23 protein-coding genes and 2 pseudogenes are annotated in these 26,627 nt (G+C 69.4%); 15 read left to right on the top strand and 10 right to left on the bottom strand.

The genetic code is table 11. The features are described from left to right. Positions 1-54 precede the first annotated feature (54 nt). Entirely contained in the window at positions 55-447 is a 393-nt protein-coding gene (locus ACZ5WE_RS12435) for a hypothetical protein (RefSeq protein WP_467685740.1), read from the top strand. Between the two features lie 98 nt (positions 448-545). Here ACZ5WE_RS12435 and snpA read toward each other — a convergent pair whose 3' ends face one another. Continuing rightward, positions 546-1,223: a snapalysin gene (snpA, locus tag ACZ5WE_RS12430; RefSeq protein ID WP_467685738.1), complete on the bottom strand. Its 678-nt coding sequence runs from the start codon at positions 1,221-1,223 to the stop codon at positions 546-548. 220 nt (positions 1,224-1,443) lie between these two features. Here snpA and ACZ5WE_RS12425 point away from each other — a divergent pair, with 220 nt between their 5' ends. Both ACZ5WE_RS12425 and ACZ5WE_RS12420 read left to right on the top strand, forming a co-directional pair. Further along, a complete protein-coding gene (locus ACZ5WE_RS12425) occupies positions 1,444-2,382 on the top strand; it encodes a LysR family transcriptional regulator (RefSeq protein ID WP_467685737.1) in 939 nt (312 codons plus the stop codon). 259 nt (positions 2,383-2,641) lie between these two features. After that, positions 2,642-3,913, top strand: a complete 1,272-nt coding sequence (locus ACZ5WE_RS12420; protein WP_467685735.1) for a hypothetical protein — start codon at positions 2,642-2,644, stop codon at positions 3,911-3,913. A 68-nt stretch (positions 3,914-3,981) separates the two neighbouring features. Here the strand turns inward: ACZ5WE_RS12420 and ACZ5WE_RS12415 are convergent, their stop codons facing one another. Further along, positions 3,982-6,072, bottom strand: a complete 2,091-nt coding sequence (locus ACZ5WE_RS12415) for a PhoX family protein (protein ID WP_467685733.1) — start codon at positions 6,070-6,072, stop codon at positions 3,982-3,984. Positions 6,073-6,954: 882 nt separating this feature from the next. Between ACZ5WE_RS12415 and ACZ5WE_RS12410 the strand changes: the two genes are divergently transcribed. The 3 genes from ACZ5WE_RS12410 (at position 6,955) to ACZ5WE_RS12400 (ending at position 9,821) form a co-directional block, all read left to right on the top strand. Next, positions 6,955-7,683: a VWA domain-containing protein gene (locus ACZ5WE_RS12410; protein WP_467685731.1), complete on the top strand. Its 729-nt coding sequence runs from the start codon at positions 6,955-6,957 to the stop codon at positions 7,681-7,683. A gap of 80 nt (positions 7,684-7,763) precedes the next feature. Then, entirely contained in the window at positions 7,764-9,398 is a 1,635-nt protein-coding gene (gene metG, locus ACZ5WE_RS12405; protein ID WP_467685729.1) for a methionine--tRNA ligase, read from the top strand. Between the two features lie 237 nt (positions 9,399-9,635). Further along, the gene (locus tag ACZ5WE_RS12400) at positions 9,636-9,821 is read left to right on the top strand and encodes a hypothetical protein (protein WP_467685727.1); all 186 of its coding nucleotides are present in this window, start codon (positions 9,636-9,638) and stop codon (positions 9,819-9,821) included. 27 nt (positions 9,822-9,848) lie between these two features. On the opposite strand, the gene ACZ5WE_RS12395 is transcribed toward ACZ5WE_RS12400, so the two are convergent. After that, positions 9,849-10,415, bottom strand: coding sequence for an LmrA/YxaF family transcription factor (locus ACZ5WE_RS12395; protein ID WP_467685725.1), 567 nt, complete (start codon positions 10,413-10,415; stop codon positions 9,849-9,851). Between ACZ5WE_RS12395 and ACZ5WE_RS12390 the strand changes: the two genes are divergently transcribed. The 3 genes and pseudogenes from ACZ5WE_RS12390 to ACZ5WE_RS12380 all read left to right on the top strand — a co-directional run bounded on the left by ACZ5WE_RS12390 (position 10,377) and on the right by ACZ5WE_RS12380 (position 11,905). Beyond that, a complete protein-coding gene (locus ACZ5WE_RS12390; RefSeq protein ID WP_467685723.1) occupies positions 10,377-10,475 on the top strand; it encodes a hypothetical protein in 99 nt (32 codons plus the stop codon). The genes ACZ5WE_RS12395 and ACZ5WE_RS12390 overlap by 39 nt on opposite strands. Positions 10,476-11,113: 638 nt before the next feature. Next, positions 11,114-11,302 (top strand): annotated as a pseudogene (locus ACZ5WE_RS12385) (MerR family transcriptional regulator); the annotation flags it as partial. Between the two features lie 36 nt (positions 11,303-11,338). After that, on the top strand, positions 11,339-11,905 hold the full coding sequence (locus ACZ5WE_RS12380; protein ID WP_467685721.1) for a DinB family protein: 567 nt from the start codon (positions 11,339-11,341) through the stop codon (positions 11,903-11,905). Between the two features lie 68 nt (positions 11,906-11,973). Here the strand turns inward: ACZ5WE_RS12380 and ACZ5WE_RS12375 are convergent. Both ACZ5WE_RS12375 and ACZ5WE_RS12370 read right to left on the bottom strand, forming a co-directional pair. Next, positions 11,974-12,171: pseudogene (locus tag ACZ5WE_RS12375) on the bottom strand (PDDEXK family nuclease); the annotation flags it as partial. A gap of 60 nt (positions 12,172-12,231) precedes the next feature. Beyond that, complete coding sequence (locus ACZ5WE_RS12370; RefSeq protein WP_467685719.1) at positions 12,232-12,825, bottom strand: TetR/AcrR family transcriptional regulator; 594 nt, start codon at positions 12,823-12,825, stop codon at positions 12,232-12,234. 100 nt (positions 12,826-12,925) lie between these two features. On the opposite strand from ACZ5WE_RS12370, the gene ACZ5WE_RS12365 reads away from it, so the two are divergent. Together ACZ5WE_RS12365 and ACZ5WE_RS12360 are read left to right on the top strand one after the other, a co-directional pair. Next, entirely contained in the window at positions 12,926-13,627 is a 702-nt protein-coding gene (locus ACZ5WE_RS12365) for a nitroreductase (RefSeq protein WP_467685717.1), read from the top strand. Between the two features lie 208 nt (positions 13,628-13,835). After that, a complete protein-coding gene (locus ACZ5WE_RS12360; RefSeq protein WP_467685715.1) occupies positions 13,836-14,177 on the top strand; it encodes a hypothetical protein in 342 nt (113 codons plus the stop codon). 52 nt (positions 14,178-14,229) lie between these two features. On the opposite strand, the gene ACZ5WE_RS12355 is transcribed toward ACZ5WE_RS12360, so the two are convergent. Continuing rightward, positions 14,230-15,150 (bottom strand): intradiol ring-cleavage dioxygenase, encoded by a 921-nt coding sequence (locus ACZ5WE_RS12355; protein WP_467685713.1) that lies wholly within the window; start codon positions 15,148-15,150, stop codon positions 14,230-14,232. Positions 15,151-15,304: 154 nt separating this feature from the next. Next, positions 15,305-17,089, bottom strand: a complete 1,785-nt coding sequence (aspS, locus tag ACZ5WE_RS12350; protein WP_467685711.1) for an aspartate--tRNA ligase — start codon at positions 17,087-17,089, stop codon at positions 15,305-15,307. A gap of 163 nt (positions 17,090-17,252) precedes the next feature. On the opposite strand from aspS, the gene ACZ5WE_RS12345 reads away from it, so the two are divergent. Next, positions 17,253-19,457 carry a SpoIIE family protein phosphatase gene (locus ACZ5WE_RS12345; RefSeq protein ID WP_467685709.1) on the top strand — a complete coding sequence of 735 codons (2,205 nt, stop codon included), beginning with the start codon at positions 17,253-17,255 and terminating at the stop codon, positions 19,455-19,457. On the opposite strand, the gene ACZ5WE_RS12340 is transcribed toward ACZ5WE_RS12345, so the two are convergent. From ACZ5WE_RS12340 to ACZ5WE_RS12330, 3 genes are all read right to left on the bottom strand, one after another. Continuing rightward, on the bottom strand, positions 19,391-20,476 hold the full coding sequence (locus ACZ5WE_RS12340; protein ID WP_467685707.1) for an AI-2E family transporter: 1,086 nt from the start codon (positions 20,474-20,476) through the stop codon (positions 19,391-19,393). The two genes, ACZ5WE_RS12345 and ACZ5WE_RS12340, sit on opposite strands and share 67 nt — an antisense overlap. An 81-nt stretch (positions 20,477-20,557) precedes the next feature. Further along, positions 20,558-21,514, bottom strand: a complete 957-nt coding sequence (locus ACZ5WE_RS12335) for a pirin family protein (RefSeq protein WP_467685705.1) — start codon at positions 21,512-21,514, stop codon at positions 20,558-20,560. Positions 21,515-21,640: 126 nt separating this feature from the next. After that, complete coding sequence (locus ACZ5WE_RS12330; protein WP_453396867.1) at positions 21,641-22,129, bottom strand: SseB family protein; 489 nt, start codon at positions 22,127-22,129, stop codon at positions 21,641-21,643. A 145-nt stretch (positions 22,130-22,274) separates the two neighbouring features. Here ACZ5WE_RS12330 and ACZ5WE_RS12325 point away from each other — a divergent pair, with 145 nt between their 5' ends. The 3 genes from ACZ5WE_RS12325 (at position 22,275) to ACZ5WE_RS12315 (ending at position 26,474) form a co-directional block, all read left to right on the top strand. Continuing rightward, on the top strand, positions 22,275-24,101 hold the full coding sequence (locus tag ACZ5WE_RS12325; protein WP_467685703.1) for an acyl-CoA dehydrogenase: 1,827 nt from the start codon (positions 22,275-22,277) through the stop codon (positions 24,099-24,101). Positions 24,102-24,873: 772 nt separating this feature from the next. Beyond that, entirely contained in the window at positions 24,874-26,178 is a 1,305-nt protein-coding gene (locus tag ACZ5WE_RS12320; protein ID WP_467685702.1) for a M18 family aminopeptidase, read from the top strand. A 74-nt stretch (positions 26,179-26,252) separates the two neighbouring features. Beyond that, positions 26,253-26,474 carry a DUF6458 family protein gene (locus ACZ5WE_RS12315; RefSeq protein ID WP_367043799.1) on the top strand — a complete coding sequence of 74 codons (222 nt, stop codon included), beginning with the start codon at positions 26,253-26,255 and terminating at the stop codon, positions 26,472-26,474. The last annotated feature ends 153 nt before the right edge of the window (positions 26,475-26,627 follow it).

Below are 26,627 nucleotides of genomic sequence, written 5' to 3'. Positions count from 1 at the left end.
CGTGACGCACCGCCTCGGGGGCGGCCCTTTCCGGACTGTCTGGAGGAACCCGTCATGGCTCACGTGGCATCCACTTCGGCAGGACCCCGCGTACTCGGCGGCTCCGCGGCTTCAAGAGCCGCGACGGCCACCGCGCTCCTCGCCGTCGTCTACGGCATCTGGGCGGCGGGCATCGCGCGGGACGGGGGCCCCATCACCACCGGGAACGTGCTGCTCGGCATCGTGGCGGGAATCGTCGTCGGTGCGGTGTTCATGGGGCTGCGCACGATCGCACCGCGGCTGCCGCGCGAGCTGCGTGCGGCGGCCTGGGCGGCTTTCGCCGGCATCGCGTTCGGCTATCTCTACAGCCTGACCGACGCGACGATCCTGCGGTCCGTGTTCATGTCGCTCGGAGTGACGGGCGGTGTGTTCGCGATGATGTTCTACCGGTACTACACGCACGAGTGAGCGAGGGGCACTGCCCTTTCGTACGCCACTGTGCCCATCGGCGCTTGAGCGCCGATGGGCACAGTGGGTGCTGCGGGTGCTGCGGGTGCGGTGGAAGGTCAGCCGACCTTCTCCATTCTGTCCAGCTTGTCCAGCGCCTTCGCGAGACCGTTGGCCCACAACTGGTTGACCTTGGCCCGCTCGTTCGCGTCCGGCTGCGCGTTGGTGCACGAGGTGCCCGGTCCGCCTCCGGACATCAACTCACTGCACGGGCCTTCGTAGTGGTCCGGAAGGCCGAGGACGTGCCCCGTCTCGTGCGCCGTCACACGGGTCGAGTCGTACTGCTGGTTCTGCGCGTAGTCCAGGAAGATGTACCCGTTGCCGTGGCCGTCCGTGCTCGCGTACGAACCACGCGGGTCGTTCCCCTCGCGGTACTCGAAGCTCGCACCGCCACTCCCCTCCTGGAGCTTCACATTGGACACCGCGCTGTTCCAGATGGAGGTACTGCTGGATATCTGCTGCGCGAAGGTGGGGGCACCGGAGGCGTCGTACACCACCGTGACCTGCTTCGCGCCCGGGTTGGCGGCGCGCTTCTCGGCGACCGACTTCAGGACGGCCTCGAAGAACGCCTTGTTGGCCGCGGCCTCCTCGCCGGAACCGTTGTAGTTCGCATACCCGGAGGTGACCGACTGCGGGGCAACCGGCGCGGTGGGGGTCGCGGCCGTCGCCGATGTCGTGCCGAGGCCGGCGGCCGCGAGGCCGAAGACGGCAGCGGCGGACAGGTAACGCTTGTTCATGTGGGGGGCTCCCTACTCGTTCTGTGAAAGGTGAACGGTTCGGTACCGGGAGTGTCGGGGAGCCAGGGGCGTCTGGGGATGATGGCAAGTGGCGATAGCGCCGGGCTATCGCCTGTCCTCCGCCGACTTCGCTGCGGACCTCGACCGTGCCCAACTCAGGCGGTTCCCATGGGGTTTGTGAGTCTGGTGCCGCGCCGCCCACCGCTCTACGCTCACAGCCATGGAGCTCGAGGTGAGGCACCTCCGCGCGCTGTGCGCCATCGCCGACACCGGCAGCCTGCACAAGGCGGCGCGTCAACTCGGCATGAGCCAGCCCTCGTTGACGACCCAGCTGCGCCGCATCGAGCAGGAGATCGGCGGCCAGCTCTTCGCCCGCGAACGCACCGGCTGCCGCCCGACCCCGCTCGGCCGCGTCGTCCTCAGCCGCGCCCGGCCCCTCGTCAGCGAGATGCGCGCGCTGATCAGCGAGACCAAAGCGGCCGCCGCCCGCACCTCCGAGGGCCCGCAGCTGCGCATCGGCTCCACGGCCAGCCGTGCCATACCGGGCTGGCTGCGGCGGCTGCGGCTGCGCCTGCCCGCCACCGAGACCTCGCTCCAGATGGACGTCTCCGCGAACGCGCTGCTCCGCATGGTCGCGGGCGGGCAGCTCGACGTGGCCTTCGTGCACGAGGTGGAGGGGAGTCCGCTGCGGATGCCGGAGGGGCTGCGGCGGCGCGTACTGGTCGAGCGTGAGCCGCAGTTCGTCTTCCTCGCGGCCGACCATCCGGCGGCGGCCAAGCCCGTCGTCCGCCTCACCGACCTCGCCGCCGACCGGTGGATGGTCGACCCGACGGTGGACGGCGAGTGGGACGGACTGCTCAGGGTGCTGCGCGCTGCCGGTCTCAACCCCCGTGTCCTGCACGGCGATTACCTCACCGCGTCCTCCCTGGTCGCCACCGGCGAGGTCGTCACGGTCTGCCAGCCGACCTCGCACGCGAGACCCGACATGGCGGTCCGGCCGCTGCACGGCGACCCGCTCGGCGTGCGGCTGCTCGTGGCGGCCCGTACGGAGGGGGAGCTCGACGCGGTGTACGGGGACCTGGAGGCCTCGTACTGGGAGGCGGCACGCCAGGCGCCCGCATACGGGGAGTGGCTCGCGGGGCGGGCGAAGGCGGCGTGACCCAGGCCCCGGAGAAGTCGGCGTGACCCAGGTCCCGGAGAAGTCGGCGTGACCTAGGTCCCGGAGAACCGGTGACCTTCGGCCTCACCACGCCTGACCTGCACTTTTGCCCGTTTCACGGCTCTGCGTCACCGTATGCGGCCGGTTGTTACGTTCTCTACGGATGACGCACACACGGCGCCCGTAGCTTCATGTCTGTCGCCGCCGCAAAGAGGCACAAAGACGGACAGTTCGACCGACCAGTCACAAGGGATCCGCTATGCGCGCCACCCGCCGTACCTTCCGCACCGCCGCCATCGCCACCGGAGCCATCGCCGCTCTCGCCGTCCCGACGACAGCGTCCTTCGCCGCCGACACCCCGTCGAACCCGCAGGGCCAGGTTGCCCCGGGAGACCAGAACGGCAAGGACCAGACGGATCAGGACAAGCCCAAGGACCAGGAGGGTCAGGAGAGCCAGGACCAGGACGGTCAGGACCAGGACCAGGAAAAGCAGCAGGACAAGCAGAAGGACGACGAGACGCCGAAGCCCGGCAGCTGGGATTCCAAGGGCACCACCGATCTCGGCAAGGGCTGGTCCGCGAAGGTCGAGGTCAACGCGTCCGCGCGCACCGCCAAGGCGGCCATATCCCACGACGGCGCCGACAAGGGCTCCCTGACCGCGTACGAGAAGCCCGCGAGCACCACCATCGACGGCAACACCTTCACCCTGACGCCCGACGGCCAGGTCACCGCCAAGCTCGTGGACAAGGACAAGGACAAGGACAAGGACAAGCCCGTCCCCGGCGGCTGGGTCTCCAAGGGCACCACCGACCTCGGCAACGGCTGGTCGGCCAAGGTCGACGTGAACGCGTCCGCCCGCAGCGCCAAGGCGGAGATCTACCTCCACAAGGCCGTCAAGGGCTCCCTGAAGTCGTACATCAACCCGTCGAGCACCAAGATCGACGGCTGCACCTTCAAGCTCACCGCGGACGGCACCATCACCAAGACGGGCGCCAAGCCGACCCCGCCGAAGCCCAAGCCCGACCACAAGCGCGTCTTCGTCCGCCAGTACACGAACCTCGGCGGCAGCGGCTTCGACGCGAAGGTCTACAAGACCAAGGCCGGCTACGAGGCCGACATGATCGCCAAGGCTCCCGACACCGGCAAGAAGATCGTCTGGGACACCCTCAAGCAGTCCGGCAACAAGCCCGCGTACGGCCAGCACAACGGCTCACACTTCGTGCTCAACCCGGACGGCACCATGAAGGGCTGGACCGAAGGCAAGAGCAACACCGGCGGCAACAGCAACAACAACGGCAATAGCAGCAGCAACAACAGCAACAGCAACAGCAACGGTCAGAAGCCGCAGACGCAGAACCAGCCGAAGAACGGCACATCCCAGGTCGTCCCGAAGGGCGGCGTCAAGGCCGGCTCCGAGGGGCTTACCCCGGCCGGCGAGAGCACCCCGCTGATGGCGGCGGGCGGCGGCATGGCGGCGCTCGGCGCGGCGGGCCTCGGCTTCGCGCTGTACCGCCGCAAGCAGAACAACTGACGTCGCACAAGCGGCGGTACACCGATGGGGCACCCCGGGGACGCGGGGTGCCCCATCGCGTACGTACCTCAGACGCCGATGTCGCAGCCGTCCTTGCGCCACACGGACACGACCGAAGGACGGACGATCTTCCCGGGGCCGTCGGGCCACACGCTGGCGGGCTTCTCGACGGACGCGCCGTCGATCTCGCCCGGGTGCTGCACGGAGACGATCACCCGGCGGTCCTGGACGAGCGGTCCACAGGTCTCCGCGCCCTTCGGCATGGTCAGGAACTGCTTGAGCTCACCGCGCCGGTCGCCCTTGGTCGCGACACCGAACAGGCCGTCGTGCGAGCCGAGTTGGTTGCCGTCCGTCGAGATCCACAGGTTGCCGTGCGGGTCGAAGGCGACGTTGTCCGGGCAGGAGATCGGGCTGACCCTGTCCTTCGGGAAGCCCGCGAAGTACGTGGCCGGGTCCTCGGGGTCGCCCGCGACGAGGAAGAGCGACCAGGCGAAGGTCGTCGACTCGGGCCGGCCCCGGCGCTCGGTCAGCTCCAGGATCTGCCCGTGCTTGTTGAGGTTGCGCGGGTTGGCCTCGTCGGCGCCGGCCTTGCCCGCCTTGCCGCGGTCGGAGTTGTTCGTGAGCGCCACGTACACCTTGCCGGTGTGCGGGGACGGCTCGATGTCCTCGGGGCGGTCCATCTTGGTGGCGCCGACCTTGTCACCGGCCTGGCGCGTGAAGACGTACACCTCCTCGGCGGTCATGCCGTCGACGTGCGAGACGGCGTGGCCCTTGGCGCCCGCGGTGGCGAGCGGGATCCAGATGCCGCTGCCGTCGAACTCGCCGTCGGCGGGCAGCTTGCCGGTCCCGTCGATGTCAGCGGCGGGGGAGTCGCCGGTCAGCTTGGCGACGTAGAGCGTGCCTTCGTCGAGGAGCGTGAGGTTGTGCTCGTGCGCGGCCCGCGACTTGCCCTTGGCGACGCGCTTGCTGCTGACGAACTTGTAGAAGTAGTCGAACTTCTCGTCGTCGCCCATGTAGACCACCGGGCGGCCGTCGTGCGTGAGGCGGGGCTGCGCGGCCTCGTGCTTGAAGCGGCCGAGCGCGGTGCGCTTGCGCGGGGTCGAGTCGGGGTCGTACGGGTCGAGTTCGACGACCCAGCCGAAGCGGTTGGCCTCGTTGGGCTCCTCGGCGAGGTCGAAGCGCTCGTCGAACCGCTCCCACTTGCGCTCGGACGCGGCGCCGATGACGCCGTAACGCTTGAGGCGCGCGGCGGCGGCCGGGTCCGTCACCTTCTCGGCGTTGGCGAAGTACTGGTTGAAGTTCTCCTCACCGTGCAGGGTCGTGCCCCACGGGGTGGTGCCGCCCGCGCAGTTGTTGAGCGTGCCGAGGACCTTGGTGCCGCGCGGGTCGGCCTTCGTACGGACGTGCTCGCTGCCCGCGACGGGCCCTGTCAGCCGGAACTCGCTGGTGGCGGTGAGGCGGCGGTTGAGCTGGTGGCGGCTGACGGCGGACAGCTTGCCGCTCCTGCGCTCCTCCTCGACGACCACGACGGAGAGACCGTGCGCGGCCCAGGCGATCTCCACCTGCTCGCGGGTGGGGTTGGCGGCGTCGTATCCCTTGAACATCAGGACTTCGTCGGTGTACTCGTGATTGGCCACGAGGACCTGACGCCCGCGCTCGCGGTGCAGCGGCAGGAGGCTGAGGAAGTCGTTGTTGTAGCCGAACTGGCCGGCCTGCGCCTTCGCGGTCTGCTTGTCCGCGTCGAAGGCCGGGGCGCCGCGGAGGATGGGCTCGCCCCAGCGGATGACGACGTTCTGGGCGTAGCCGTCCGGGATCGTCACGGAGTCGGTGGTGTTGGGCGCGACGGGCGTGAAGCGGAGACCGCGCGCCCCCTTTTTGCTTTTGTGCGACGCCGGTTTCTGGGGTGCGGCCGCCGCTTCCGGGGCTGCGGGGCCCGCGACGACGGCGCTGCCCGCGGCGGTCGCCACGGTCACGACCGCGGCGGCTCGCATCATGGAACGGCGGCTGAGGGCACCCGCTATGACGTCGCCGACGTACTCGTTGTCGCTGGTGTTGGGCACCTCGTGGAAGCAGGCGTCACCACAACGGAACCGGCAGGTCAGGGCGGAACGGTTGCCGCTCCCCTGGTGCGAGGTGATGATCGGCAGCAGCTTGCGCACGGGTTCCTCCGTTGTGTGGCGTGTGTCTGGCGTGTTGTCTGGCGTGTGCCTGGCGTGGCTTGATTCCGCCGAGACGCTAGGCGCGGAGGTCGGCAGGGCGACGGCCTGAGAGTGAACGGGAGGTGAACCGGGAGCGCACATAGGGCAGTTGAGCTGCGTGTGCGCGGTAAGGGTGACGGGGGAGGGATGCTTGGGCGACCCTCACGAAGATCACGGATTGCGGCGGCTAACCTTACGTGTCCGCCCTGGCCAGGGGTTATCGGGAATCAACTCACGCGAAGGGGTGCACCCATGGGCATTCTGAGTGTCCTGCGGAATGCGTTCGGACGGTCGTCACGCAAGGGGGATCAGGCTCCGGAGCCTCAGGCGGTGCTCCCAGAGGCCCCGGAGTCCGCGGAGCCCCCGGAGGCTGCCGCCTCTGCCACCTCTGCCACCTCTGCGACGGTCCCGGCGCCCTCGTCCGAGCGGGTGCCTCCGGCGGCTGAGCCGAAGGCTACGGTTCCGGCGCCTTCGTCCGAGCCTTCGCCGTCGACGGTGGACGATCTCGTCGCCGCGGCGTTCGACCGCGACCGGGTGTCGGTACCTTCACCTTCGCCGGAACCGGACCTGGCTCCGGAGCCCGAGGCCACGGCCCCGGAGCCGGCGGAAGCTGATGCTGAAGCCGCTGAACAGGAACCGTCAGTTGTGCCCACCCGTCCCGCCCAGCGGGACGAATGCCCACAACAGGCGACCCCCACAGAGCCTGAGCCGGCAGCGGAAACGGAGGCCTCGCCCGAAGCCGAGCAGGAAGAGTCGTCCGCCGCTGTGGGCAATCGTCCCGCTGGGCGGGACGGGTGGGCACAGCCCTTGACGCCGGGTGCCGATGAAGCGGCGGAAGTACACGTGACCCCGGCGGAGCCCGAAGCTTCGGTGGTGGAGGAACCCGCCCCGGCGGAGCCCGAAGCTTCGGGAGGCGGGGAAACCGCCGAAGCCCTGGCGCAGCCAGCCCTCGCCGCCGCGTACAAGGCAGCCGCCGAAGCCCTCCAGAAGAGGGAGCTCACGGGGGTCCGCGCCCCCGTGTACCTCGTACTGGACCGCTCCGGCTCCATGCGCTCGTACTACAAGGACGGCTCCGCCCAGAGCCTGGGCGAACAGGTCCTCGCGCTCGCGGCGCACACCGACCCCGAAGCCACCGGCCCCTCCGTACACGTCGTCCTCTTCTCGACCGAGATCGACGGCACCGGCACCCTCACCCTCCCCGAGCACGAGGGCCGTATCGACGAGCTGCACGCGGCAGCGGGCCGCATGGGCCGCACCAGCTACCACGCCGCGATCGAAGAGGTCGTGTCCCACTACGAGAAGTCGGAGCACAAGGGCAGCCCCGCCCTCGTCGTGTTCCAGACGGACGGCCCCCCGGACGCGAAGGGCCCCGCCAACCAGGCCCTCGCGGACGCGGCCAAGCACCCCCTCTTCTTCCAGTTCGTCGCGTTCGGCGAGCACGAGGCGAAGGGCTTCGACTACCTCCGCAAGCTGAAGGCGGAGAACGCCGCCTTCTTCCACGCGGGCCCCACCCCCCGCGAGCTCACGGACGCGGAGCTGTACGAAGGCCTGCTGGCGGCCTGGCGCCCGTAACCCCAAGGGGTGGGCCCTTCGGGGTCCACCCCCTGGAATCGAGGTGAACCGCCCGCTCCGGGGCCGTTAGGATTTCGACCATGGCGGCCACTGGATCCGAGAAGCAGGGAGCGGGCGAGAACGCGAAGGCGTTCTACGTCTCGACCCCTATCTACTACGTAAACGACGCTCCTCACCTGGGCCACGCCTACACGACCGTTGCAGGGGACGTGCTCACGCGCTGGCACCGTCAGCGCGGCGAGAAGGTGTGGTACCTCACCGGCACGGACGAGCACGGTCAGAAGATCATGCGCACTGCCGAGGCGAACAACGTCACGCCCCAGGCGTGGTGCGACAAGCTCGTGGACGAGGCCTGGCGGCCTCTCTGGGAGCACCTGAACATCGGGAACGACGACTTCATCCGCACCACGGAGAAGCGCCACACGGACCGCGTCCAGGAGTTCGTCCAGGATCTCTACGAGAAGGGCGAGATCTACAAGGGCGGCTACGAGGGCCCGTACTGCGTGGGCTGCGAGGAGTACAAGCTCCCCGGCGACCTCGTCGACGGCGCCGACGACGGCGAGTTCGCGGGGCAGAAGCTCTGCCCCATCCACAAGAAGCCGGTGGAGCTCCTCAAGGAGGAGAACTACTTCTTCAAGCTGAGCGAGTACGGCCCGAGGCTCCTCGCCCACTACGAGGCGAACCCGGACTTCATCCAGCCAGAGTCGGCCCGCAACGAAGTCGTGAACTTCGTCAAGCAGGGCCTCCAGGACCTCTCCATCTCGCGCTCGACGTTCGACTGGGGCGTCAAGGTCCCGTGGGACGACAAGCACGTCATCTACGTCTGGGTCGACGCCCTCCTCAACTACGCCACGGCCGTCGGCTACGGCGCGGACGAGGAAAAGTTCAAGTCAACCTTCCCCGCCGACGTGCACCTCGTCGGCAAGGACATCCTCCGCTTCCACGCGGTCATCTGGCCCGCGATGCTGATGGCGCAGGGTCTGCCGCTGCCGGGCCGCATCGCGGCGAACGGCTGGCTGATGGTCGGCGGCGAGAAGATGTCGAAGTCGAACCTCACGGGCATCAAGCCGCAGGACCTCACCTCCCACTTCGGTGTGGACGCGTACCGCTGGTACTTCCTTCGCGCCATCGCGTTCGGCCAGGACGGCTCGTTCTCGTGGGAGGACTTCACCGCCCGCTACACGAGCGAACTCGCGAACGACTACGGAAACCTCGCCTCGCGCGTGGCGGCCATGGTCGGCAAGTACTTCGGCGGCGCGCTCCCCGAGGCGACAGCGGTCGGCGCCGCTGAGCAGGCGGTCCAGGAAGGTCTGGCCAAGGCCGTCGCGACGGCCGACCTGAAGATCGGCGAGGAGCTGGACTTCCAGGCCGGCATCCTGGCGGTGTTCGCCTTCGTCAAGCAGGTCAACGGCTACATCACGGAGCAGGAGCCGTGGAAGGTGGCCAAGGACGAGTCCGATGAGGGCCGGGCCCGCCTGGCGACGATCCTCTACACGGCGGCGGATTCGCTGCGCGCGGTGGCGGTCCTGCTGAACTCGATCATGCCGGAGACCTCGCAGAAGCTGTGGGACTCGCTCGGCGCGGAGGCCTCGCTGGGCGCGCTCGCCGAGCAGAAGGTCCAGGACGCGGGTACGTGGGGGCAGCTGCCGGTGGGTACGACGGTGACGAAGGGCGCGGTGCTGTTCCCGCGCCTGGAGGAGCCGAAGCAGTCCTAACCAGTCGTAAGCAGTCGTAAGCAGTCGTAAGCAGTCACAAGCGGCTGTAACCGGTCAGACCGACCGCTCGGAACTCTCCCGAACTGTCCTGAACTGCTGTGAAGGGGCTCGTGATTCACCTCGCGGGCCCCTTCTTCTTGCCCAACTTGGCTGATTTATGCGGGTCCAATAGCGATACCGATCACATTCGACCAGAACTCACGCCGTCTTCACATCTTCGTACGTACGCTTCACTGTATGACCACGACTCCCGACACCCCCGACCGGCCGCGCTCAGCGGCCGAGGTGAACGAGGAGATACGTGCGCTCTGGCTGCGCACCGGCGGCTATCTCCGTCCCGAGCAGCACCTTGAGTACGAGAAGCTCGTAGCGGAGTGGGCCGAGGCGACGGCTTCAGCGGCGTCGCCTTCACCGGCGGTATGAACGGACGACGCGAACCAGCCGCCTGAACTACCGCCCCCGGGTCACCGATTCGGTCTCGTACGACCCCACGAGCCGCGCCAGTTGACGCCCCACGGCCCGTAGCGGCTCCTCGCTGCGGTTGACCTGGGCGGTCACCTCCGCGCCCTCCAGGGCGCTGATCACGGTGGTCGCCAACTCCCGCGCCTCGCGCGCCGCGAAGCCGGACCCGAGCAGCTTCTCCTCCACCAGCCGCTCCCAACTCCCCAGCGCGGCCGCGCACACCCGCTGGATCTCCGAGTCCGTGCCCAGCGTCTCCAGGGCCGCGGCGGTGACGGGGCAGCCGTCGATCCAGCCCGACTCCCGCAGCCCCACGGCCAGTTCCGCCGCGCAGGCCTCGATCGCGGCGCCGGGGTCGTCGACCGCGGTCAGCGCGTCGCTCAACACCACGGCGAACTCCTCGCCGCTGTGGGTGATCGCGGCCACCGCGACGGCCTCCTTCCCGCCGGGGAAGAAGTGGTAGACGGAGCCGAGCGCACCCACACGGACGCGGGCGTGGACGCCGCTCTGCCGTCGGCGGTGGCCGACCTGTTCCGGCGCGGGATGGACGTGGGGCACGCGACGGACAGCTTCTCCAGCATCGTGGAGCTGCTGGGTGTGCCGTCTCGCAACAGCTGACGCCTCGACACCGCGACGTGGCGTCACGTGGACCGACGTGGACCGTCCTCTGCGTGGGAGGTCGACTACCTCACTGCCGAGCATGCGGAAATCTATGTTGGCCGGAGTAGACATTGGCCCGTGGTGTGGCTATGGTTTCTCTCGTAGCCGAGATCGAGCAGGGCCCGGCAGAGACGAACTGCCGGGCAGAAGTACCCGCAAGCGCAGTTCGCAGGACGGTGCGGTGGTGGAGTTCTGAAGCCAGGGCTGTTGCAGGACGGCGACGGGACTGACGACCGGACCGGGTGGCCCGCAGTGATCAGGGGCGCCGCGAGCAGGACCGCAGTACGACGCAAGTGCAGTACGCAGTTCCCGTAAGAGAGCAAGTGATCCAAGAGGGAAGAGCGGAGGAAGACGCCATCAGGATCGCCCGGGCGGACGTCTTGAGCCCGGGTACCGCAGGACATCGATAGTGAGGTGGTCTCCGGTCAAGCAACCGCGATCCCCGCAATCCCGGCGACTTCCAGGCCGGGTCAGCGGAAACAGAAAGCCGGCGCAGTGTCAGGGCCGGCAGATGGTGTAGCAGTTCCTTCGGGGCCCGGGTGCCACACAGCACCCGGGCCCCTCCACGCGTTCCGTAGAGATCTCCAGGGCCCCCTGGAGATCCGTACCGTTACTCGCACCACCAGCTGCGCATCGCCGCCCGCGCCAGGGAACTCGTCGACCAGGGCACCCCCATCGCCGCCTGCCGCATCGTCATCCTCGAAGACCGGCTCGAGGAAGCCCAGCGGATCAACGCCGAAGACCGCCGCACCGCCGGCCCGGCACACCCCACCACCGCGAGCTGACGGCGACTGTCGGTGCGGACTGCCAGACTCGCGCACATGACTGACACCGGAAGCGATCAGGTCTCGCCAACTCCGCGGCATTTCGCACCCCGTTGGGCCCACGACACCCGCGAGCTCCCGCCGAACACAGGCGGCGAGCGGGAGGCGCTGACGACATCACTGGACTGGCAGCGGTCGACCTTCGAGCTCAAGTGCGCGGGCCTGACCCAGGAGCAGCTGTCCGAGCGCTCGGTGGAGCCGTCCGGGATGTCGCTGCACGGCCTCGTACGCCACTTGGCGGGGGTCGAGCGCTGGTGGTTCCGCATCCAACTGACGGGCGAGGACGTCCCGTTGCTGCACTACTCCGACGAGGACCCGGACCAGGACTTCGGCGACCTGGCGGGCGACGCGGATGAGGCGTTCGCGGTGTGGCGCGAGGAGTGCGAGCGCTCGCGCCGGATCGTCGCGGCGGCGGAGTCACTGGACGTGACGGGCACCCGCAGATCCACGGGTGACCCGATCTCTCTCCGCAGGGTCCTGATCAACATGATCGAGGAGTACGCGCGGCACAACGGGCACGCGGATCTGCTGAGGGAGCGGATCGACGGGGCGACGGGGATGTGATGTAGGGAGCAGGACGGCTCCGACGCCGGGCTAGCGGGCCTTGTCCGCCGGGTATGACCGAAGATGCCCTAGCCCGTCTCGACGTAGCACCGACCGTCGAGTTCCAGGAGGTGCCACGGGGCGTCGTTCGGGTCGACGATCAGGTAGACCGGGATACCGACTCCGGCGTAGCGCTCGCGCTTGTCCTCGTAGTCGCGCTTGATGGCCGTGCGGGTGGTGGCAACGGTCTCGACCACGGCCGGCGCGATCTGTGCGGGCCAGTCCGCACACGCGTCATCCGCGGGACGGTCGTCGCCACGGAAGCCGTGGCTGGTCCCGTAACCTTCTCAACTCATCGGCGTGAGGGCCTGGTCGAGGAGGATTTCCGCGGCGGCGCGCGCGTGCCGACCGTAGTCCGGCTGATCCAGCACCATCGCGCGGCTGGCCGCGCCGTCGGCGAGCGTGACCAGCTGCTCGGCGAGCGCGGCGGGCTCGGCAGCGCCCAGCTCCGCCGCCAGCTCGGTGACGAGCTGCGCCATCAGCAGCTTCTGCCCGCGTGCGTACGTGTGGATCGCGCTTTGCGGGTCGGGGAACTCGGCCGCGGCGTCGATGAACGGGCACCCGCGCACCGGGGACGCGTCCGGTGCCGGGAGGTCGAACAGCCGGAGAATCCGCTCCCGGGGGTCGAGATCCTCGCGGGTGAGCGCGCTCTCCAGGGTTTGCCCGGATGCGGCCAGCTCCTGCAGGTGGGCGATCACCAAATCGCTCTTGGCCGGGAAATGCGAGTAGAGCGTGCGTTTGGATACCGGCGCCGCCCCCGCGACCTGCTCCATACCCGTTGCGTTGATCCCCTGGTTCGCGAACAGCAGGGCGGCTGCGCCCAGGATCCGTTCACGCCCACCGCGCCCTCGGCGTCGGGCCTTCGTGGTCGTCGCATCCATGACGCAAGTATACGCAGACGTTTACTTTAGACAGGGCCATTGTTACGGTCGGGCTTAGGTATACGCCTTCGTCTACCTAAGGTGTCTGAGGAGTACCACCATGAGCCCGTCCCACCCGACCGAGCTGCTGAGTAGCTACGCGGAAAAGCTGATCCGAGGCCGCCGCGCGACCCGCGCATTCCGGCCCGACCCGGTGCCCGAGGAGACCTTGCGCGCGGTCTTCGCACTCGCCGGCGCCGCACCGTCCAGCTCGAACACGCAGCCCTGGCAGGTCGAGGTGGTGAGCGGATCGCTTCGGGACCGTCTCGCCGACGCGCTCCAGTCGGCCCACGCCGAGCAGCGCACCACGGTCGACTTCCCCTACCGCGAGGACATGTACTCGATGGCGCAGCAGCATCGACGCGCCGCGTTCGGCTCAGTGCTCTACGGCGCGCTGGGCATCGGCCGGAACGACCACGAGGCCCGCGCGGCGTTCGACGCCCAGAGCCTGCGCTTCTACGGCGCCCCGCACGTCGCGTTCCTCTTCACCGCCAAAGACGCCAAAGACGCCGGGGCACGAGTGGCCGCGGATGTCGGGATCTACACCCAGACGCTGCTCCTGGCCATGACCGAGTACGGCTTGGCCAGCTGCCCGCAGGGACTGCTGAGCTTCTACGCCGACACCGTTCGCGGCGAACTCGGCTTGGACCGCGGCAAGCTACTGGTAGGGATCTCCTTTGGTTACGCCGACGCGAGCGCGCCGGTCAACCACATCACGACCGACAGGGCCGCCCTCGACGCGACCACGACCTTCCGCTGTTAGCGCGTGAGCGCGCCCATGCTGGCCCGCGGAAGCGGCAAGTTCTCTGGTGCGAGCTCACTGAAGCGGCGTGAACGTTTCGTCCGTACTCGAAAGAGTGATCGCCATCCGCTGTCCGGAACGCTGGGCCTTGATCCACCTAGGTTTCCCACATGGTCACATCGCAACACGAGGCCTCGCACCGGGCTGGACCGCCCTCAGCGTGCATCCGATGGTCGTAGGCCCCGACAAGACCCCGGCCAGAGCAATGTGGAGGGACGTGATGGGCGTGACGATCCACTTTCCCGGTCAAGGAACCCTCGCCGAGGAGAAGTACCTCGAAGGCAAGGCCCAGGGGGAAGCCGAGGGCAAGGCCCAGGGTGTAGCCGAGGGCAAGGTCGAGGGGAAAGCTGAGTCACTCTTGCTCCTCCTGCACGTGCGCGGCATCCCGGACCCGGACAGCACACGCGACCGGATCAACGCCTGCACCGACCTGGAGACGCTCGACCACTGGCTCGTCCGGGCCGTCACCGTCGCCGACGCCGAGTGCCTGTTCGTCCCGGAAGAGGGCTGACGCAGGGGCCCGGGACCGGTACGTCCCGGGCCTCGTCGCTTCGCTCGGCCCGCTACCGCGTCCCGTCCCGCGTCTCGTCCGGGTCCACCCCCATCGTGATCGAGCCGATGACGCCTTTCGCGATGTGGCCCTTGCGGTACCTCAGCTTCAGGAGGCCGTCCTGTGTGCCGCCTCCGCCGTAGATCCTGTCCTCGTCCAGCGTCGTACGCTCCGTCGTGCTCGTCGAGTACGGGGTCACCTCCGCCGAGGCGAGCACCGCCGTCTCCGCGAAGAAGAACTGGCCCGTGTGGCAGGCGTGGCCGCCCTCGTAGCCGGCGTCCGTCAGCTTGCCGTCCACGTGGACCTTGGTGTGGATGTGCACGGCACGGCCCTGGTACCAGCCGGGGAAGATCGTCTTGAACTCCACGTAGCCGTGCTTGTCCGTCAGCTGCGTGCCTCGCAGGTAGCGCTCGTCGTCCGTGGGCTCCTGGTGGCCGCCGCCCCCGGGGCCTCCGGAGGGTGGGGTGCCGGTCGGGGTTCCGGTGGGTGCTCCGGTCGGCGGGGTGCCACCGCCCCCGTCGCCCATCGACTCGTACCCCGAGTAGATCCCCAGCGCGTCGCAGTGCCAGATGTCCACCGCCGCCCGCTTCAGGGGCTTGCACGTGTCGGAGTCGATCACCTTGAGGCGCAGGGTGAAGGGGATGCCCTCCCTGTCCTCCGTGATGCCCTTCCGGATCTTGTCCGCGTCTATGTAGTACGGGCCCTCGGTCGTCTCGCCGGTCAGGCGGTAGCACGTCTCGGCGGACGAAGCCCCGGACGACGCGGCGTCCGTTCCCTCCGCGGAAGCCGTTGTCGCCACCGTGCCGCCGACCCCCACCGCCGCCACCGCGGCCCCGCCCGCCAGCAGCATCTTGCGCCGCGTCACGTCCCGTTTGGGGGAGGGGAGTTGGGGGAGTTGGCTGACGGTTGGCTGCTCGTTGTTCTTTTCTGTCATGCGCCGGGACGCTAGAGACCTCACCTGTCACGGACGTGTGCGGCGGCTGTGTGTCCGCACAGGAACGGAATACGGGTACGGGTACGGGTACGCGAGTACGGGAAAGGGCCCGGAACCTTTCAGTTCCGGGCCCTCAACTCGTCCTGCCGCAGGGCTACTTGTCCGCGTCACCCTTGCCGGAGGCCACCGGCTTGCGGAGTTGGATGTTCAGTTCGCGCAGGCGGGACTCCTCCAGTTCGGAGGGGGCGCCCATCATCAGGTCCTGTGCGTTGCCGTTCAGCGGGAACGCGATCGTCTCGCGGATGTTCGGCTCGTCCGCGAGGAGCATGACGATGCGGTCGACGCCGGGGGCGATGCCGCCGTGCGGCGGGGCGCCGAGGCGGAAGGCACGGAGCATGCCCGCGAACTCCCGCTCCACGGTCTCCGCTTCGTAGCCCGCGATCGCGAAGGCCTTGAGCATGACCTCGGGCTCGTGGTTGCGGATGGCGCCGGAGGACAGCTCGATGCCGTTGCAGACGATGTCGTACTGCCAGGCGAGGATGTCGAGGGGGTCCTTCTCCTGAAGGTCCTTCATGCCGCCCTGGGGCATCGAGAAGGGGTTGTGGGAGAAGTCGATCTTCCCGGTGTCCTCGTCCTTCTCGTACATCGGGAAGTCGACGATCCAGCAGAAGCGGAAGACGCCCTCTTCGAAGTGGCCCGCACGCTTGGCCGCCTCGACGCGGACGGCGGACATGATCTTCGAGACCTCGTCGTACTCGCCCGCGCCGAAGAACACCGCGTGGCCGGGGGCCAGGGAGAGGCGCTTGGTGAGCTCCTCTACGTTCGCCTCCGTCAGGAACTTCGCGATCGGGCCCGTCAGCGAGCCGTCCTCGGCCACGCGCACCCAGGCCAGGCCCTTCGCGCCCTGCTCGACCGCGTAGTCACCGAGGCCGTCGAAGAACTTGCGGGACTGCGACGCCGTGTCGGGGACGGGGAGGGCGCGGACGTGCTTGCCCGCGAACGCCTTGAACTCGGAGTCCGCGAAGATGTCCGTGATGTCGGACAGTTCGAGCTTCGCGCGCAGGTCCGGCTTGTCGTTGCCGTACTTCAGCATCGACTCGCGGAACGGGATGCGCGGGAAGGGGGAGGTCACCTCGCGGCCGCCCCCGTACTCGGTGAAGATCTCCGTCATCAGCTTCTCGATGGGCTGGAAGACGTCTTCCTGCTCCACGAAGCTCATCTCGACATCGAGCTGGTAGAACTCACCCGGCGAGCGGTCCGCGCGCGCGTCCTCGTCGCGGAAGCACGGCGCGATCTGGAAGTAGCGGTCGAAGCCCGAGATCATCAGGAGCTGCTTGAACTGCTGGGGGGCCTGCGGCAGCGCGTAGAACTTGCCCGGGTTCAGGCGGGACGGCACGACGAAGTCGCGGGCGCCCTCGGGGGACGTCGCGGCGAGGATCGGCGTCGCCATCTCGTTGAAGCCGAGGGCCACCATCTTCGAGCGGATGGAGGCGATGACGGACGAGCGCAGCATGATGTTGCGGTGCATGCGCTCGCGGCGCAGGTCCAGGAAGCGGTACTCCAGGCGACGCTCCTCGTTCACGCCGTCGTCCGCGTTGATCGTGAACGGGATCTGCTGGGCCGCGCCGAGCACCTCGACCTCGGCGGCCTCGATCTCGACCTCGCCGGTGGGCAGCTCGGGGTTGACGTTCTCCGCGCCGCGCGAGACGACCTTGCCGTCGATACGGACGACCGTCTCCTTGGAGAGCTTGTCGAGCGTCTCGGCGGCGGCCGTGCCGGGGCGGGCCACCAGCTGCGTGATGCCGTAGTGGTCGCGCAGATCGATGAAGAGGATGCCGCCCAGGTCTCGGCGATTGTGCAGCCAGCCGCTCAGCCGGACGTCGGAGCCGACGTCAGAGGCGCGGAGCTCGCCGCAGGTGTGGGACCTGTACCGATGCATCTTCGTTCATCCAGTCTTCGCGAATAGGGGAGAGAGCAGACAAGCCTTAAGGCTACCGTCCGGGCGGAGATCGCTTTCCGGATTACTTCGCGGATCACTCCGGAGCGCTCATCGCCACCCCCGGCGGTGGCGACTTGTCCATCGATCTTCCTAAAGTGGGTCAATGCGCACCGACGATCCCTTGCAACAGGCAGGGGACGAACCCCTGCCTCCCGTACGGGACGTCCTGGCCGCCATCGCCACCGGCCTGTGGCGCTGGGACAACTCAGCCGGCACCGTCACCCTCGACGCGGAGGCGGCCCGGCTCCTCGGGCTCCCCCCGCGCGCCCAGACCCTCACCGAGGCGGGCGTGCGCTCCCGCTTCCACCCCGTCGACTGGAACGAGATCGACGGCATCGTCCAGCTCGCCGTCGCCGAGGGCACCCTCGCCGAGGCCCGGCTGCGGATCATGGACGCACAGGGCCGCCGTGTGCTGCGCATCGTGCGCAGCCGCTCCAAGCCGATCGTCGACGAGGCCACGCATTCGTACGAGCTCATCGGCACCCTGCAAGAGGTCACCGAGCCCCCGCCGGGCGCCGCCGCCCGCAGCCCGGTCACCGGTGACTGGCGGCGCTCCCGCGAGGCGTTCCTGCTCGACGCGGGGCGCGCGCTCGCCGAGGCGCGGTCGACGGAGGAGGTGCTCCGGGTCGCCAGCGGGCTCTCCATGCCGGGGTTCTCGCCGGACGGGCTCGGTGTCTTCGGGGTCGAGGGCGACCGGCTCAAGGTCATCGGGCATTACGGGCACCAGCCGGGGGACGACCTGCCCTTCTCGGCGATGACCCTGGACACGGACTATCCGGCCGCCGAGGTGGTCCGCACGGGCCGCGCGGTCTATCTCTCCTCGCCCGAGGAGTACCACCGCCGCTACCCCGCGACCTGGCCGCTGGCCCAGCCCTTCGACCGGCAGTCCTGGGCCTTCCTGCCGCTGACCGTCGCGGGCCGCACGATGGGCGCGTGGCTCGCGGCCTTCGCCTACCCCGTCTCGTTCACGCCGGACGAGCGCTCCGTCCTGACCACGGTGGCCCGGATGCTGGCCCAGGCCCTGTCGCGGGCCGGGGTCGCGGAGTCGGAGCGTGAGTTGACGGAGGGCCTGCAGCGCTCGATGCTGCCGCTGCTCGGGCCGCGCATCCCGGGGATGAGCGTGGCCGCGCGGTATGTGCCGACCGGCGGCGGGCTCCAGGTGGGCGGCGACTGGTACGACATGATCCCGCTGCCCAACGGCCGCATCGCCTTCGTCATCGGCGACGTCCAGGGCCATGACGTACGGGCCGCGGGCCTGATGGGGCAGCTGCGGATCGCCCTGCGCGCGTACGCGTCCGAGGGCCACCGGCCGGACGCTGTGCTCTCCCGGGCGACCCGCTTCCTGTCGGGGATCACGGACGGCATCACGATCGGATCGGACGGCGACGCCGGCGGTGACCCCACCGACCCGCGCTTCGCGACCTGCCTCTACGTGGAGGCCGACCCGGCAACCGGCGTCCTGGAGATCGCCCGCGCGGGCCACCCGGAGCCCGCGATACGGATGAGCGACGGGACGGTCCTGCTGCGCCCCACGGCGGGTGGCCTGCCGCTGGGCATCGACCCGGACGCGGACTACCCCACGACCCGCCTCGTCCTGGAGTCCGGCGAGACCATGCTGGTCTGCACCGACGGCCTCATCGAGACCGGCGGCCACGACCTGGACAGCGGCTGGAAGCGGATCCGCAAGATCCTGGAGGAGGATGGCGGCGGTGGCGACGACGGCCTCGAAGAGCTGGCCGACACCCTCGTGCAGGCCGTGCACGGGCCCTCGTCGCACCAGAACACGGGTCCGCTCGTGGACCGCCGCGAGGACGACATAGCCGTCCTGCTGCTGCGCAGGGCCGCCCACCCCGCCCATCGCACGCCCGCCCGCCGCACCGTCCTGACGGTCGCGCAGGCCGAGCCGGAGCGCATCGCGGGGGCGCGGCGCCATGTGCGGGAGCTGCTGCACGACTGGGCCGTGGCCGATCAGGTCGACTCGGCGGTCCTGATGGTCTCCGAGATGATCACGAACGTACTGGTCCACACGGACGGCGACGCCCTGCTGGTCGCCGAGGTCATCGGGGAGCCGGGCTCGCGCCGGCTGCGGGCCGAGGTCTCGGACGGCAGCGACGACCTGCCGCACAAGCGCCACCCCGGTGAACTGGCCTCGTCGGGGCGGGGGTTGGTCCTGATGGAGCTGCTCGCCGACGAGTGGGGGGTGGACCCCAGGGGCGAGGGCAAGAGCATCTGGTTCGAGCTTTACGAGGGGGCCGCGGACCCCGGTGATTCCGCGCCCGTACCCGTGCCCGTTCCCGTGCCCGAATAGCCGTTCCGCAGCTCGGAGAGCACCCCGAACGCCGCCGCCGTCACCGGCACGGCGAGCAGCATCCCGAGGATTCCGGCCACGGACGCGCCGGCGGTGATCGCCAGCATGACGACCGCCGGATGCATCTGCACGGTCCGCGACTGGATCACCGGTTGGAGCACGTGCCCCTCAAGGACCTGCACGGCGAGTACGACACCCAGCGCCCACAGCGCGATGACGAAGCCCCGGTCGGCGAGCGCGACGAGGACGGCGACGGCGCCGGAGATGAACGCGCCCAGGTAGGGGATGTAGGCGCCGATGAACACGAGCGCGCCGAGCCCCCACGCCCCCGGCACCCGCAGGATCAGCAGCCCTGCGGTGATGCAGATGGCGTCGATCAGGGCGATGAACGTGGTGCCGCGCATGAAGCCCTCGACGGCCCCGAAAGCGCGCCGGCCCATCGCCTCGACGGTGTCGGCGGTGCCGCGCGGCGCCAGCGAGCGCATGGAGCCGAGCGCCCGGTCGGAGTCGCGCAGGAAGAAGAAGACGAGCAGCAGCGCGAGGACGGCCATGGCGATCATCTCGCCGACGACGCTGAGCCCGCTGATCACTCCGGAGGCGGCGGAGCCGCCGAACTTGCCGAGCAGGTCCTTGGCGTTGGACGCCATGTCGTCCAGGGAGGTACCCGCGGCACCGAAGTGCTCGGTGAGGTCGGCCGCGGCCTGTTTCAGGGAGGCGACGATCTGGTCGCCGGTGTCGATCAGGGCCTTGACCACGATGTACAGGGCGCCGCCGACGACCGCGACGATGACCGCGCAGGTGAGCCCGGCTGCCAGCGACCGCTGCACCTTCATCCTCAGGAGCCAGCGGTAGACGGGCCCGAGAAGCGCTGTGCCGAGGAGCGCGAGGAGCACCGGAGTGACGGCCGTCTTGAAGGTGACGAAGAGCCAGATCGCCACGGCGGCCACGCCGGCGACGAGCAGGAGGACGACGCACCAGGCGGCGGCGCGACGTACGGGCTCGGGCAGAAGGGTGCTCACCCTCCTACCCGAGCACGGGCCGCGCGGCCCCGCACGTCGTGTGCGCCGAACAGCACGCCGGGTACGCCGAACAGCCAGTGCCTACATGCCGTGCACGGCCGGGACCTTGCCGAGCAGGCCCTTCTGGAAGTCCTCGAACGCCTGCTGGAGCTCGGCCTGACTGTTCATCACGAACGGGCCGTAGTGCGCCATCGGCTCACGGATCGGCCGGCCGCCGAGCAGCACGACCTCCAGATCGGGGGTGTTCCCGTCCTGCTTCTCGTCCGCGCGGACGGTCAGCGAGGAGCCCGCGCCGAAGACGGCCGTCTGGCCCATGTGCACCGGGCGGCGCTCACCGCCGACCGTGCCGCGCCCGGCGAGGACGTACGCGAGGCCGTTGAAGTCCTCGCGCCAGGGCAGTGTGACCTCGGCGCCGGGGCGCACCGTCGCGTGGATCATCGTGATCGGCGTGTGCGTGATGCCGGGTCCTTCGTGCCCGTCGAGCTCACCGGCGATGACGCGCAGGAGCGCGCCGCCGTCGGGGGTGGTCAGGAGCTGCACCTGGCCGCCGCGGATGTCCTGGTAGCGGGGGTCCATCATCTTGTCCCGCGCGGGCAGGTTCACCCACAGCTGGAGGCCGTGGAAGAGGCCGCCGGACTGGACGAGGGACTCCGGCGGCGCCTCGATGTGCAGGAGGCCGCTGCCGGCGGTCATCCACTGCGTGTCGCCGTTCTGGATGGTGCCGCCACCACCGTTCGAGTCCTGGTGCACGAACGTCCCGTCGATCAGGTACGTGACCGTCTCGAAGCCGCGGTGGGGGTGCCAGGGCGTGCCCTTGGGCTCCCCGGCGCCGTACTCCACCTCGCCCATCTGGTCCATCATGATGAACGGGTCGAGGTACTTGTAGTTGATCCCCGCGAACGCCCGGCGCACCGGGAAGCCCTCGCCCTCGAAACCGCTCGGCGCGGTCGTCACGGCGAGCACGGGGCGGGCCACGGCGTCGGCGGACGCGGCCACACGGGGCAGGGTCAGCGGGTTCTCGACGGTCACAGCGGGCATGTCGGTGCCTCCTTCTTCGTACGCTCACTTTAGTTGAACGTAGAACTTCTTGCCACCAGGAACGCGGGACGCCCGGAGGGAATTCCCTCCGGGCGTCCCGGGTGGCCTGATTTCGCGGATGTACGGCTAGCCGTACATCCGGCGCATGGCGAAGTCGACCATCTGTTCGACGGCCTTGGCGTCGAAGACCATGCGGTGCTCGCCCTCCATGTCGAGGACGAAGCCGTAACCGGTGGGGAGGAGGTCGATGACCTCGGCGCCCGTGATCACGAAGTACTTGGACTCCTTGCCCGCGTACCGGCGCAGCTCCTTGAGCGAGGTGAACATCGGGATCACCGGCTGCTGGGTGTTGTGCAGGGCGAGGAAGCCGGGGTTGTCGCCGCGCGGGCAGTAGACCTTCGAGGTGGCGAAGGCCTGCTGGAAGTCCTCGGCGGACATCGAACCCGTGGTGAAGGCGCGCACCGCGTCCGCCAGGGACGGGGGCGACGGCTCGGGGTAGAGCGGAGGCTGCTGGGCGTACCCGCCCGCGCCGCCCGCCATCTGCTGCGGCGGCGGCTGGGCTCCGGGTGGGGCGTACTGCTGCTGGGCGCCTGGGCTCTGGTCGTAGCCGTACATGCCCGCAAGCGTACTGAGCCCGGGAGAGTACTGAGTCACAGATGACCTATTAGGGGTTGCTTCTTATTACTGGCGGGTAGCATCATCGTAGCTACCAGCTGGTACTGATCCTGTTGATCCCTTTTCTGCTTACGGAGCCGTCGCCATGGGGCACTACAAGTCGAATCTCCGCGACATCGAGTTCAACCTCTTCGAGGTGCTCGGCCGCGACAAGCTGTACGGCACCGGCCCGTTCGCGGAGATGGACGTCGACACCGCCAAGAGCATCCTCGAGGAGCTGCGCCGCCTCGCCGAGAACGAGCTGGCCGAGTCCTTCGAGGACGCCGACCGCAACCCGCCGGTCTTCGACCCGGCCACCAACACCGCGCCCGTCCCGGCGTCCTTCAAGAAGAGCTACCAGGCCTTCATGGACTCCGAGTACTGGCGCCTCGGCCTGCCCGAGGGCATCGGCGGCACGACCGCGCCCCGCTCCCTGATCTGGGGCTACGCGGAGCTGCTGCTCGGCGCCAACCCGGCCGTGTGGATGTACTCCTCCGGTCCGGCGTTCGCGGGCATCCTGCACGACGAGGGCAACGACGCGCAGAAGAAGGTCGCCGCGATCGCCGTCGAGAAGCAGTGGGGCTCGACGATGGTCCTGACCGAGCCCGACGCCGGTTCGGACGTCGGCGCCGGCCGCACCAAGGCGACTCTGCAGGAGGACGGCTCCTGGCACATCGAGGGCGTGAAGCGCTTCATCACGTCCGGTGAGCACGACATGTCGGAGAACATCCTCCACTACGTCCTCGCCCGCCCCGAGGGCCACGGCCCCGGCACGAAGGGCCTCTCGCTCTTCCTGGTCCCGAAGTACGAGTTCGACTGGGAGACCGGCGAGCTCGGCGAGCGCAACGGCGTGTACGCGACGAACGTCGAGCACAAGATGGGCCTCAAGGCGTCCAACACGTGCGAGATGACGTTCGGCGACCAGCACCCCGCCAAGGGCTGGCTGATCGGCGACAAGCACGACGGCATCCGCCAGATGTTCATGATCATCGAGTTCGCCCGCATGATGGTCGGCACGAAGGCCATCGCGACGCTCTCCACCGGTTACCTCAACGCCCTGGAGTACGCCAAGGAGCGCGTGCAGGGCCCGGACCTGGCCCAGTTCATGGACAAGACGGCGCCGAAGGTCACCATCACGCACCACCCGGACGTACGCCGCTCGCTGATGACGCAGAAGGCGTACGCGGAGGGCATGCGCGCCCTGGTCCTGCACACCGCGGCCGTCCAGGACGACATCCAGGTCAAGGAGGCGGCGGGCGAGGACGCGTCGGCGCTGATCGCGCTCAACGACCTGCTCCTGCCGATCGTCAAGGGCTACGGCTCGGAGAAGTCGTACGAGCAGCTGGCGCAGTCGCTCCAGACGTTCGGCGGCTCGGGGTACCTCCAGGAGTACCCCATCGAGCAGTACATCCGTGACGCCAAGATCGACACCCTCTACGAGGGCACGACGGCGATCCAGGGCCAGGACTACTTCTTCCGGAAGATCGTCCGCAACCAGGGCGCCGCGCTGAACGGCCTCGCCGAGGAGATCAAGAAGTTCCTCGCGGTCGGCACGGGCGGCGAGAGCCTGGCCGGGGCCCGCGAGGAGCTGGCCAAGGCCGCGGTCGAGCTGGAGGCCATCGTCGGCGTCATGCTGACGGACCTCGCGGCCACGGAGTCGGACGTCAAGTCCATCTACAAGGTGGGCCTCAACACGACCCGCCTCCTGATGGTCTCGGGCGACGTGGTCGTCGGTTACCTGCTGCTTCGGGGCGCCGCTGTCGCCGCGGAGAAGCTGCCGACGGCTTCCGCCAAGGACAAGGCCTTCTACGAGGGCAAGATCGCCGCGGCCAAGTTCTTCGCCACGAACGTCCTGCCGGGCGTCGCGGCCGAGCGGAAGCTCGCCGAGGGCGTGGACCTGGACCTGATGGAGCTGGACGAGGCTGCGTTCTAGCCTGACGGAGCACTTCCAGGGCGGCCCGCTCCCCGGGTGGGGGGCGGGCCGCTGCGGTCTCTCCCACCCCTGCGCGATCTCGCCCACCCCTGCGCGATCTCGCCCACCCCTGTGCGGTCTCTCCCCACCCCTGCGCGGTCTCTCCCCACCCCTGCGCGGCCTCTCCCACCCCTGCGCGGCCTCTCCCACCCCTGCGCGGTCTCTCCCACCCCTGCGGGATCTCTCTCCCACCCCTGCCCCGCTCCTGCGCAGTCTTTCCCGCCCTGCCCCGCTCCTGCGCAGTCTCTCCCACCCTGCCCCGCTCCTGCGCGATCTCTCTCCCACTCCGCCCCACCCCTGCACGGTCTCTCCCACCCTGCCCCACCCCTGCAGTCTCTCCCCCACCCCGCCCCGCCCCTGCGCGATCTCTCTCCCCCGGCCCCTGACAGGGCGGATGCCGGGTGATCGGGTGGGTGGGTGGGAAACATCCGCCGCGGAGCGCCGGGCCAGGTGGCGACGGCGCCGCGGGCGACCGACGGCCGGGCCAGGTGGCGGCGCCGCAGGCGACCGACGGCCGGGCCAGGTGGCGGCGCCGCAGGCGACCGACGGCCGGGCCAGGTGGCGGCGCCGCGGGCGACCGACGGCCGGGCCGGGAGGGGCAGCGCGCGGCGGCGGAACGGGAGGAGCCGCGCGGAGCGCGGTACTCCGGCCCCGGATACGGGCACATCCGGTACAGAACCTCCCGGAAAAGGCCGCCCGCGTCAGGGGGCGCCCCCTAGCTAGGCTGGAAGCCATGAGCACAGCTGCCCGCTTCGACCGCGGCCACTCCGACGACCTCATGTCCTTCCTGGCGGCGAGCCCCTCGCCGTACCACGCGGTGGCGAGCGCCGCGCAGCGGCTGGAGAAGGCCGGATTCCGGCAGGTCGAGGAGACCGACGCCTGGGACGGGTCGACCGGCGGGAAATATGTGCAGCGCGGCGGCGCGATCGTCGCCTGGTACGTCCCCGAAGGCGCCCCCGCACACGCCCCGTACCGCATCGTCGGCGCCCACACCGACTCCCCGAACCTCCGCGTCAAGCCGAAGCCGGACGCGGGCGCGCACGGCTGGCGGCAGGTCGCCGTCGAGATCTACGGCGGGCCGCTGCTCAACTCCTGGCTCGACCGCGACCTCGGCCTCGCGGGCCGGCTCTCGCTGCGGGACGGCTCGACCCGCCTGGTGAACATCGACCGGGCGCTGCTGCGCGTCCCGCAGCTGGCGATCCACATGGACCGCGGAGTCGTCGCCGACGGTCTCAAGCTCGACAAGCAAAAACACATGCAGCCCATCTGGGGCCTCGGCGACGACGTGCACGAGGGCGACCTCATCGGCTTCCTGGAGGAGGAGTCGGGGCTCACCCCCGGCGACGTCACCGGCTGGGACCTGATGACGCACCCCATCGAGGCGCCCTCCTACCTCGGCCGCGACCGCGACCTCATCGCGGGCCCGCGGATGGACAACCTCCTGTCCGTGCACGCCTGTACGGCAGCGCTCGCCGCCGTCGCCACCGCGGACGACGCCGGCTCTCTGCCCTACATCCCGGTGCTCGCCGCCTTCGACCACGAGGAGAACGGCTCCCAGTCCGACACGGGCGCGGACGGCCCGCTCCTCGGCTCGGTGCTCGAACGCTCCGTCTTCGCGCGCGGCGGCACGTACGAGGACAGGGCCCGCGCCTTCGCCGGCACCGTCTGCCTCTCCTCCGACACGGGCCACGCCGTGCACCCCAACTACGCGGAGCGGCACGACCCGACGCACCACCCGCGCGCCAACGGCGGCCCGATCCTCAAGGTCAACGTCAACAACCGATACGCCACGGACGGCGCGGGACGTGCCGTGTTCGCCGCCGCGTGCGAGAAGGCCGACGTGCCCTTCCAGAGCTTCGTCTCGAACAACGCGATGCCCTGCGGCACGACGATCGGGCCGATCACCGCGGCCCGGCACGGCATCAAGACGGTCGACATCGGCGTCGCGATCCTCTCCATGCACAGCGTGCGCGAGCTGTGCGGGGCGGACGACCCGCACCTGCTGGCCAACGCGTTGGTGGCGTTCCTGGAAGGCTGATTTCCGCTTCTCCGTGTGGCCGTGCCGGGTCCGGGTACCCGGGTGCTCTGCCACGACTTAGGGAGGCGGTCCTCATGGGCCTGGGCGGATGCATCATATTGATCGCCGCGGGCGCCATCCTCGCGTTCGCCACCGACTGGGAGATGGAAGGCATCAACCTCACAGTCACCGGTCTGATCATGATGGCCGTGGGCGTGATCGGCGTCGCCGCGTTCACCAACGCACGCCGCAAGACGGTCGTACCCCCGGGCGCTACCGTGGTCGAGACGGAAGACGACCACCACCACCGCTACTGACGTCCTGACCGCTCACGGGCGTACGGTTTCAGCCGCTTTCATCGCCGGGCCAGGCAGCCAGCTCCGTGGCTGCCTGGCCCGGCGATACTCTTGGGCCTTGTTCGAAGCGTGATTCGAAGTGTGCGGCGCAGGCGCGGCAGAGGAGTTGAGGCC

This window comes from Streptomyces sp. NPDC033180 (genome assembly GCF_055577645.1).
Note: the sequence above shows the minus strand (reverse complement) of the source record. Positions and strands in the feature narration are given on the sequence as shown.

Coding starts and splice junctions, on each gene's coding strand:
- ACZ5WE_RS12435 (WP_467685740.1), top strand. CDS start 55: ATGGCTCACGTGGCATCCACTTCGGCAGGACCCCGCGTACTCGGCGGC.
- snpA (WP_467685738.1), bottom strand. CDS start 1,223: ATGAACAAGCGTTACCTGTCCGCCGCTGCCGTCTTCGGCCTCGCGGCC.
- ACZ5WE_RS12425 (WP_467685737.1), top strand. CDS start 1,444: ATGGAGCTCGAGGTGAGGCACCTCCGCGCGCTGTGCGCCATCGCCGAC.
- ACZ5WE_RS12420 (WP_467685735.1), top strand. CDS start 2,642: ATGCGCGCCACCCGCCGTACCTTCCGCACCGCCGCCATCGCCACCGGA.
- metG (WP_467685729.1), top strand. CDS start 7,764: ATGGCGGCCACTGGATCCGAGAAGCAGGGAGCGGGCGAGAACGCGAAG.
- ACZ5WE_RS12400 (WP_467685727.1), top strand. CDS start 9,636: ATGACCACGACTCCCGACACCCCCGACCGGCCGCGCTCAGCGGCCGAG.
- ACZ5WE_RS12380 (WP_467685721.1), top strand. CDS start 11,339: ATGACTGACACCGGAAGCGATCAGGTCTCGCCAACTCCGCGGCATTTC.
- ACZ5WE_RS12370 (WP_467685719.1), bottom strand. CDS start 12,825: ATGGATGCGACGACCACGAAGGCCCGACGCCGAGGGCGCGGTGGGCGT.
- ACZ5WE_RS12365 (WP_467685717.1), top strand. CDS start 12,926: ATGAGCCCGTCCCACCCGACCGAGCTGCTGAGTAGCTACGCGGAAAAG.
- ACZ5WE_RS12360 (WP_467685715.1), top strand. CDS start 13,836: ATGGTCGTAGGCCCCGACAAGACCCCGGCCAGAGCAATGTGGAGGGAC.
- ACZ5WE_RS12355 (WP_467685713.1), bottom strand. CDS start 15,150: ATGACAGAAAAGAACAACGAGCAGCCAACCGTCAGCCAACTCCCCCAA.
- aspS (WP_467685711.1), bottom strand. CDS start 17,089: ATGCATCGGTACAGGTCCCACACCTGCGGCGAGCTCCGCGCCTCTGAC.
- ACZ5WE_RS12345 (WP_467685709.1), top strand. CDS start 17,253: ATGCGCACCGACGATCCCTTGCAACAGGCAGGGGACGAACCCCTGCCT.
- ACZ5WE_RS12335 (WP_467685705.1), bottom strand. CDS start 21,514: ATGCCCGCTGTGACCGTCGAGAACCCGCTGACCCTGCCCCGTGTGGCC.
- ACZ5WE_RS12330 (WP_453396867.1), bottom strand. CDS start 22,129: ATGTACGGCTACGACCAGAGCCCAGGCGCCCAGCAGCAGTACGCCCCA.
- ACZ5WE_RS12325 (WP_467685703.1), top strand. CDS start 22,275: ATGGGGCACTACAAGTCGAATCTCCGCGACATCGAGTTCAACCTCTTC.
- ACZ5WE_RS12320 (WP_467685702.1), top strand. CDS start 24,874: ATGAGCACAGCTGCCCGCTTCGACCGCGGCCACTCCGACGACCTCATG.
- ACZ5WE_RS12315 (WP_367043799.1), top strand. CDS start 26,253: ATGGGCCTGGGCGGATGCATCATATTGATCGCCGCGGGCGCCATCCTC.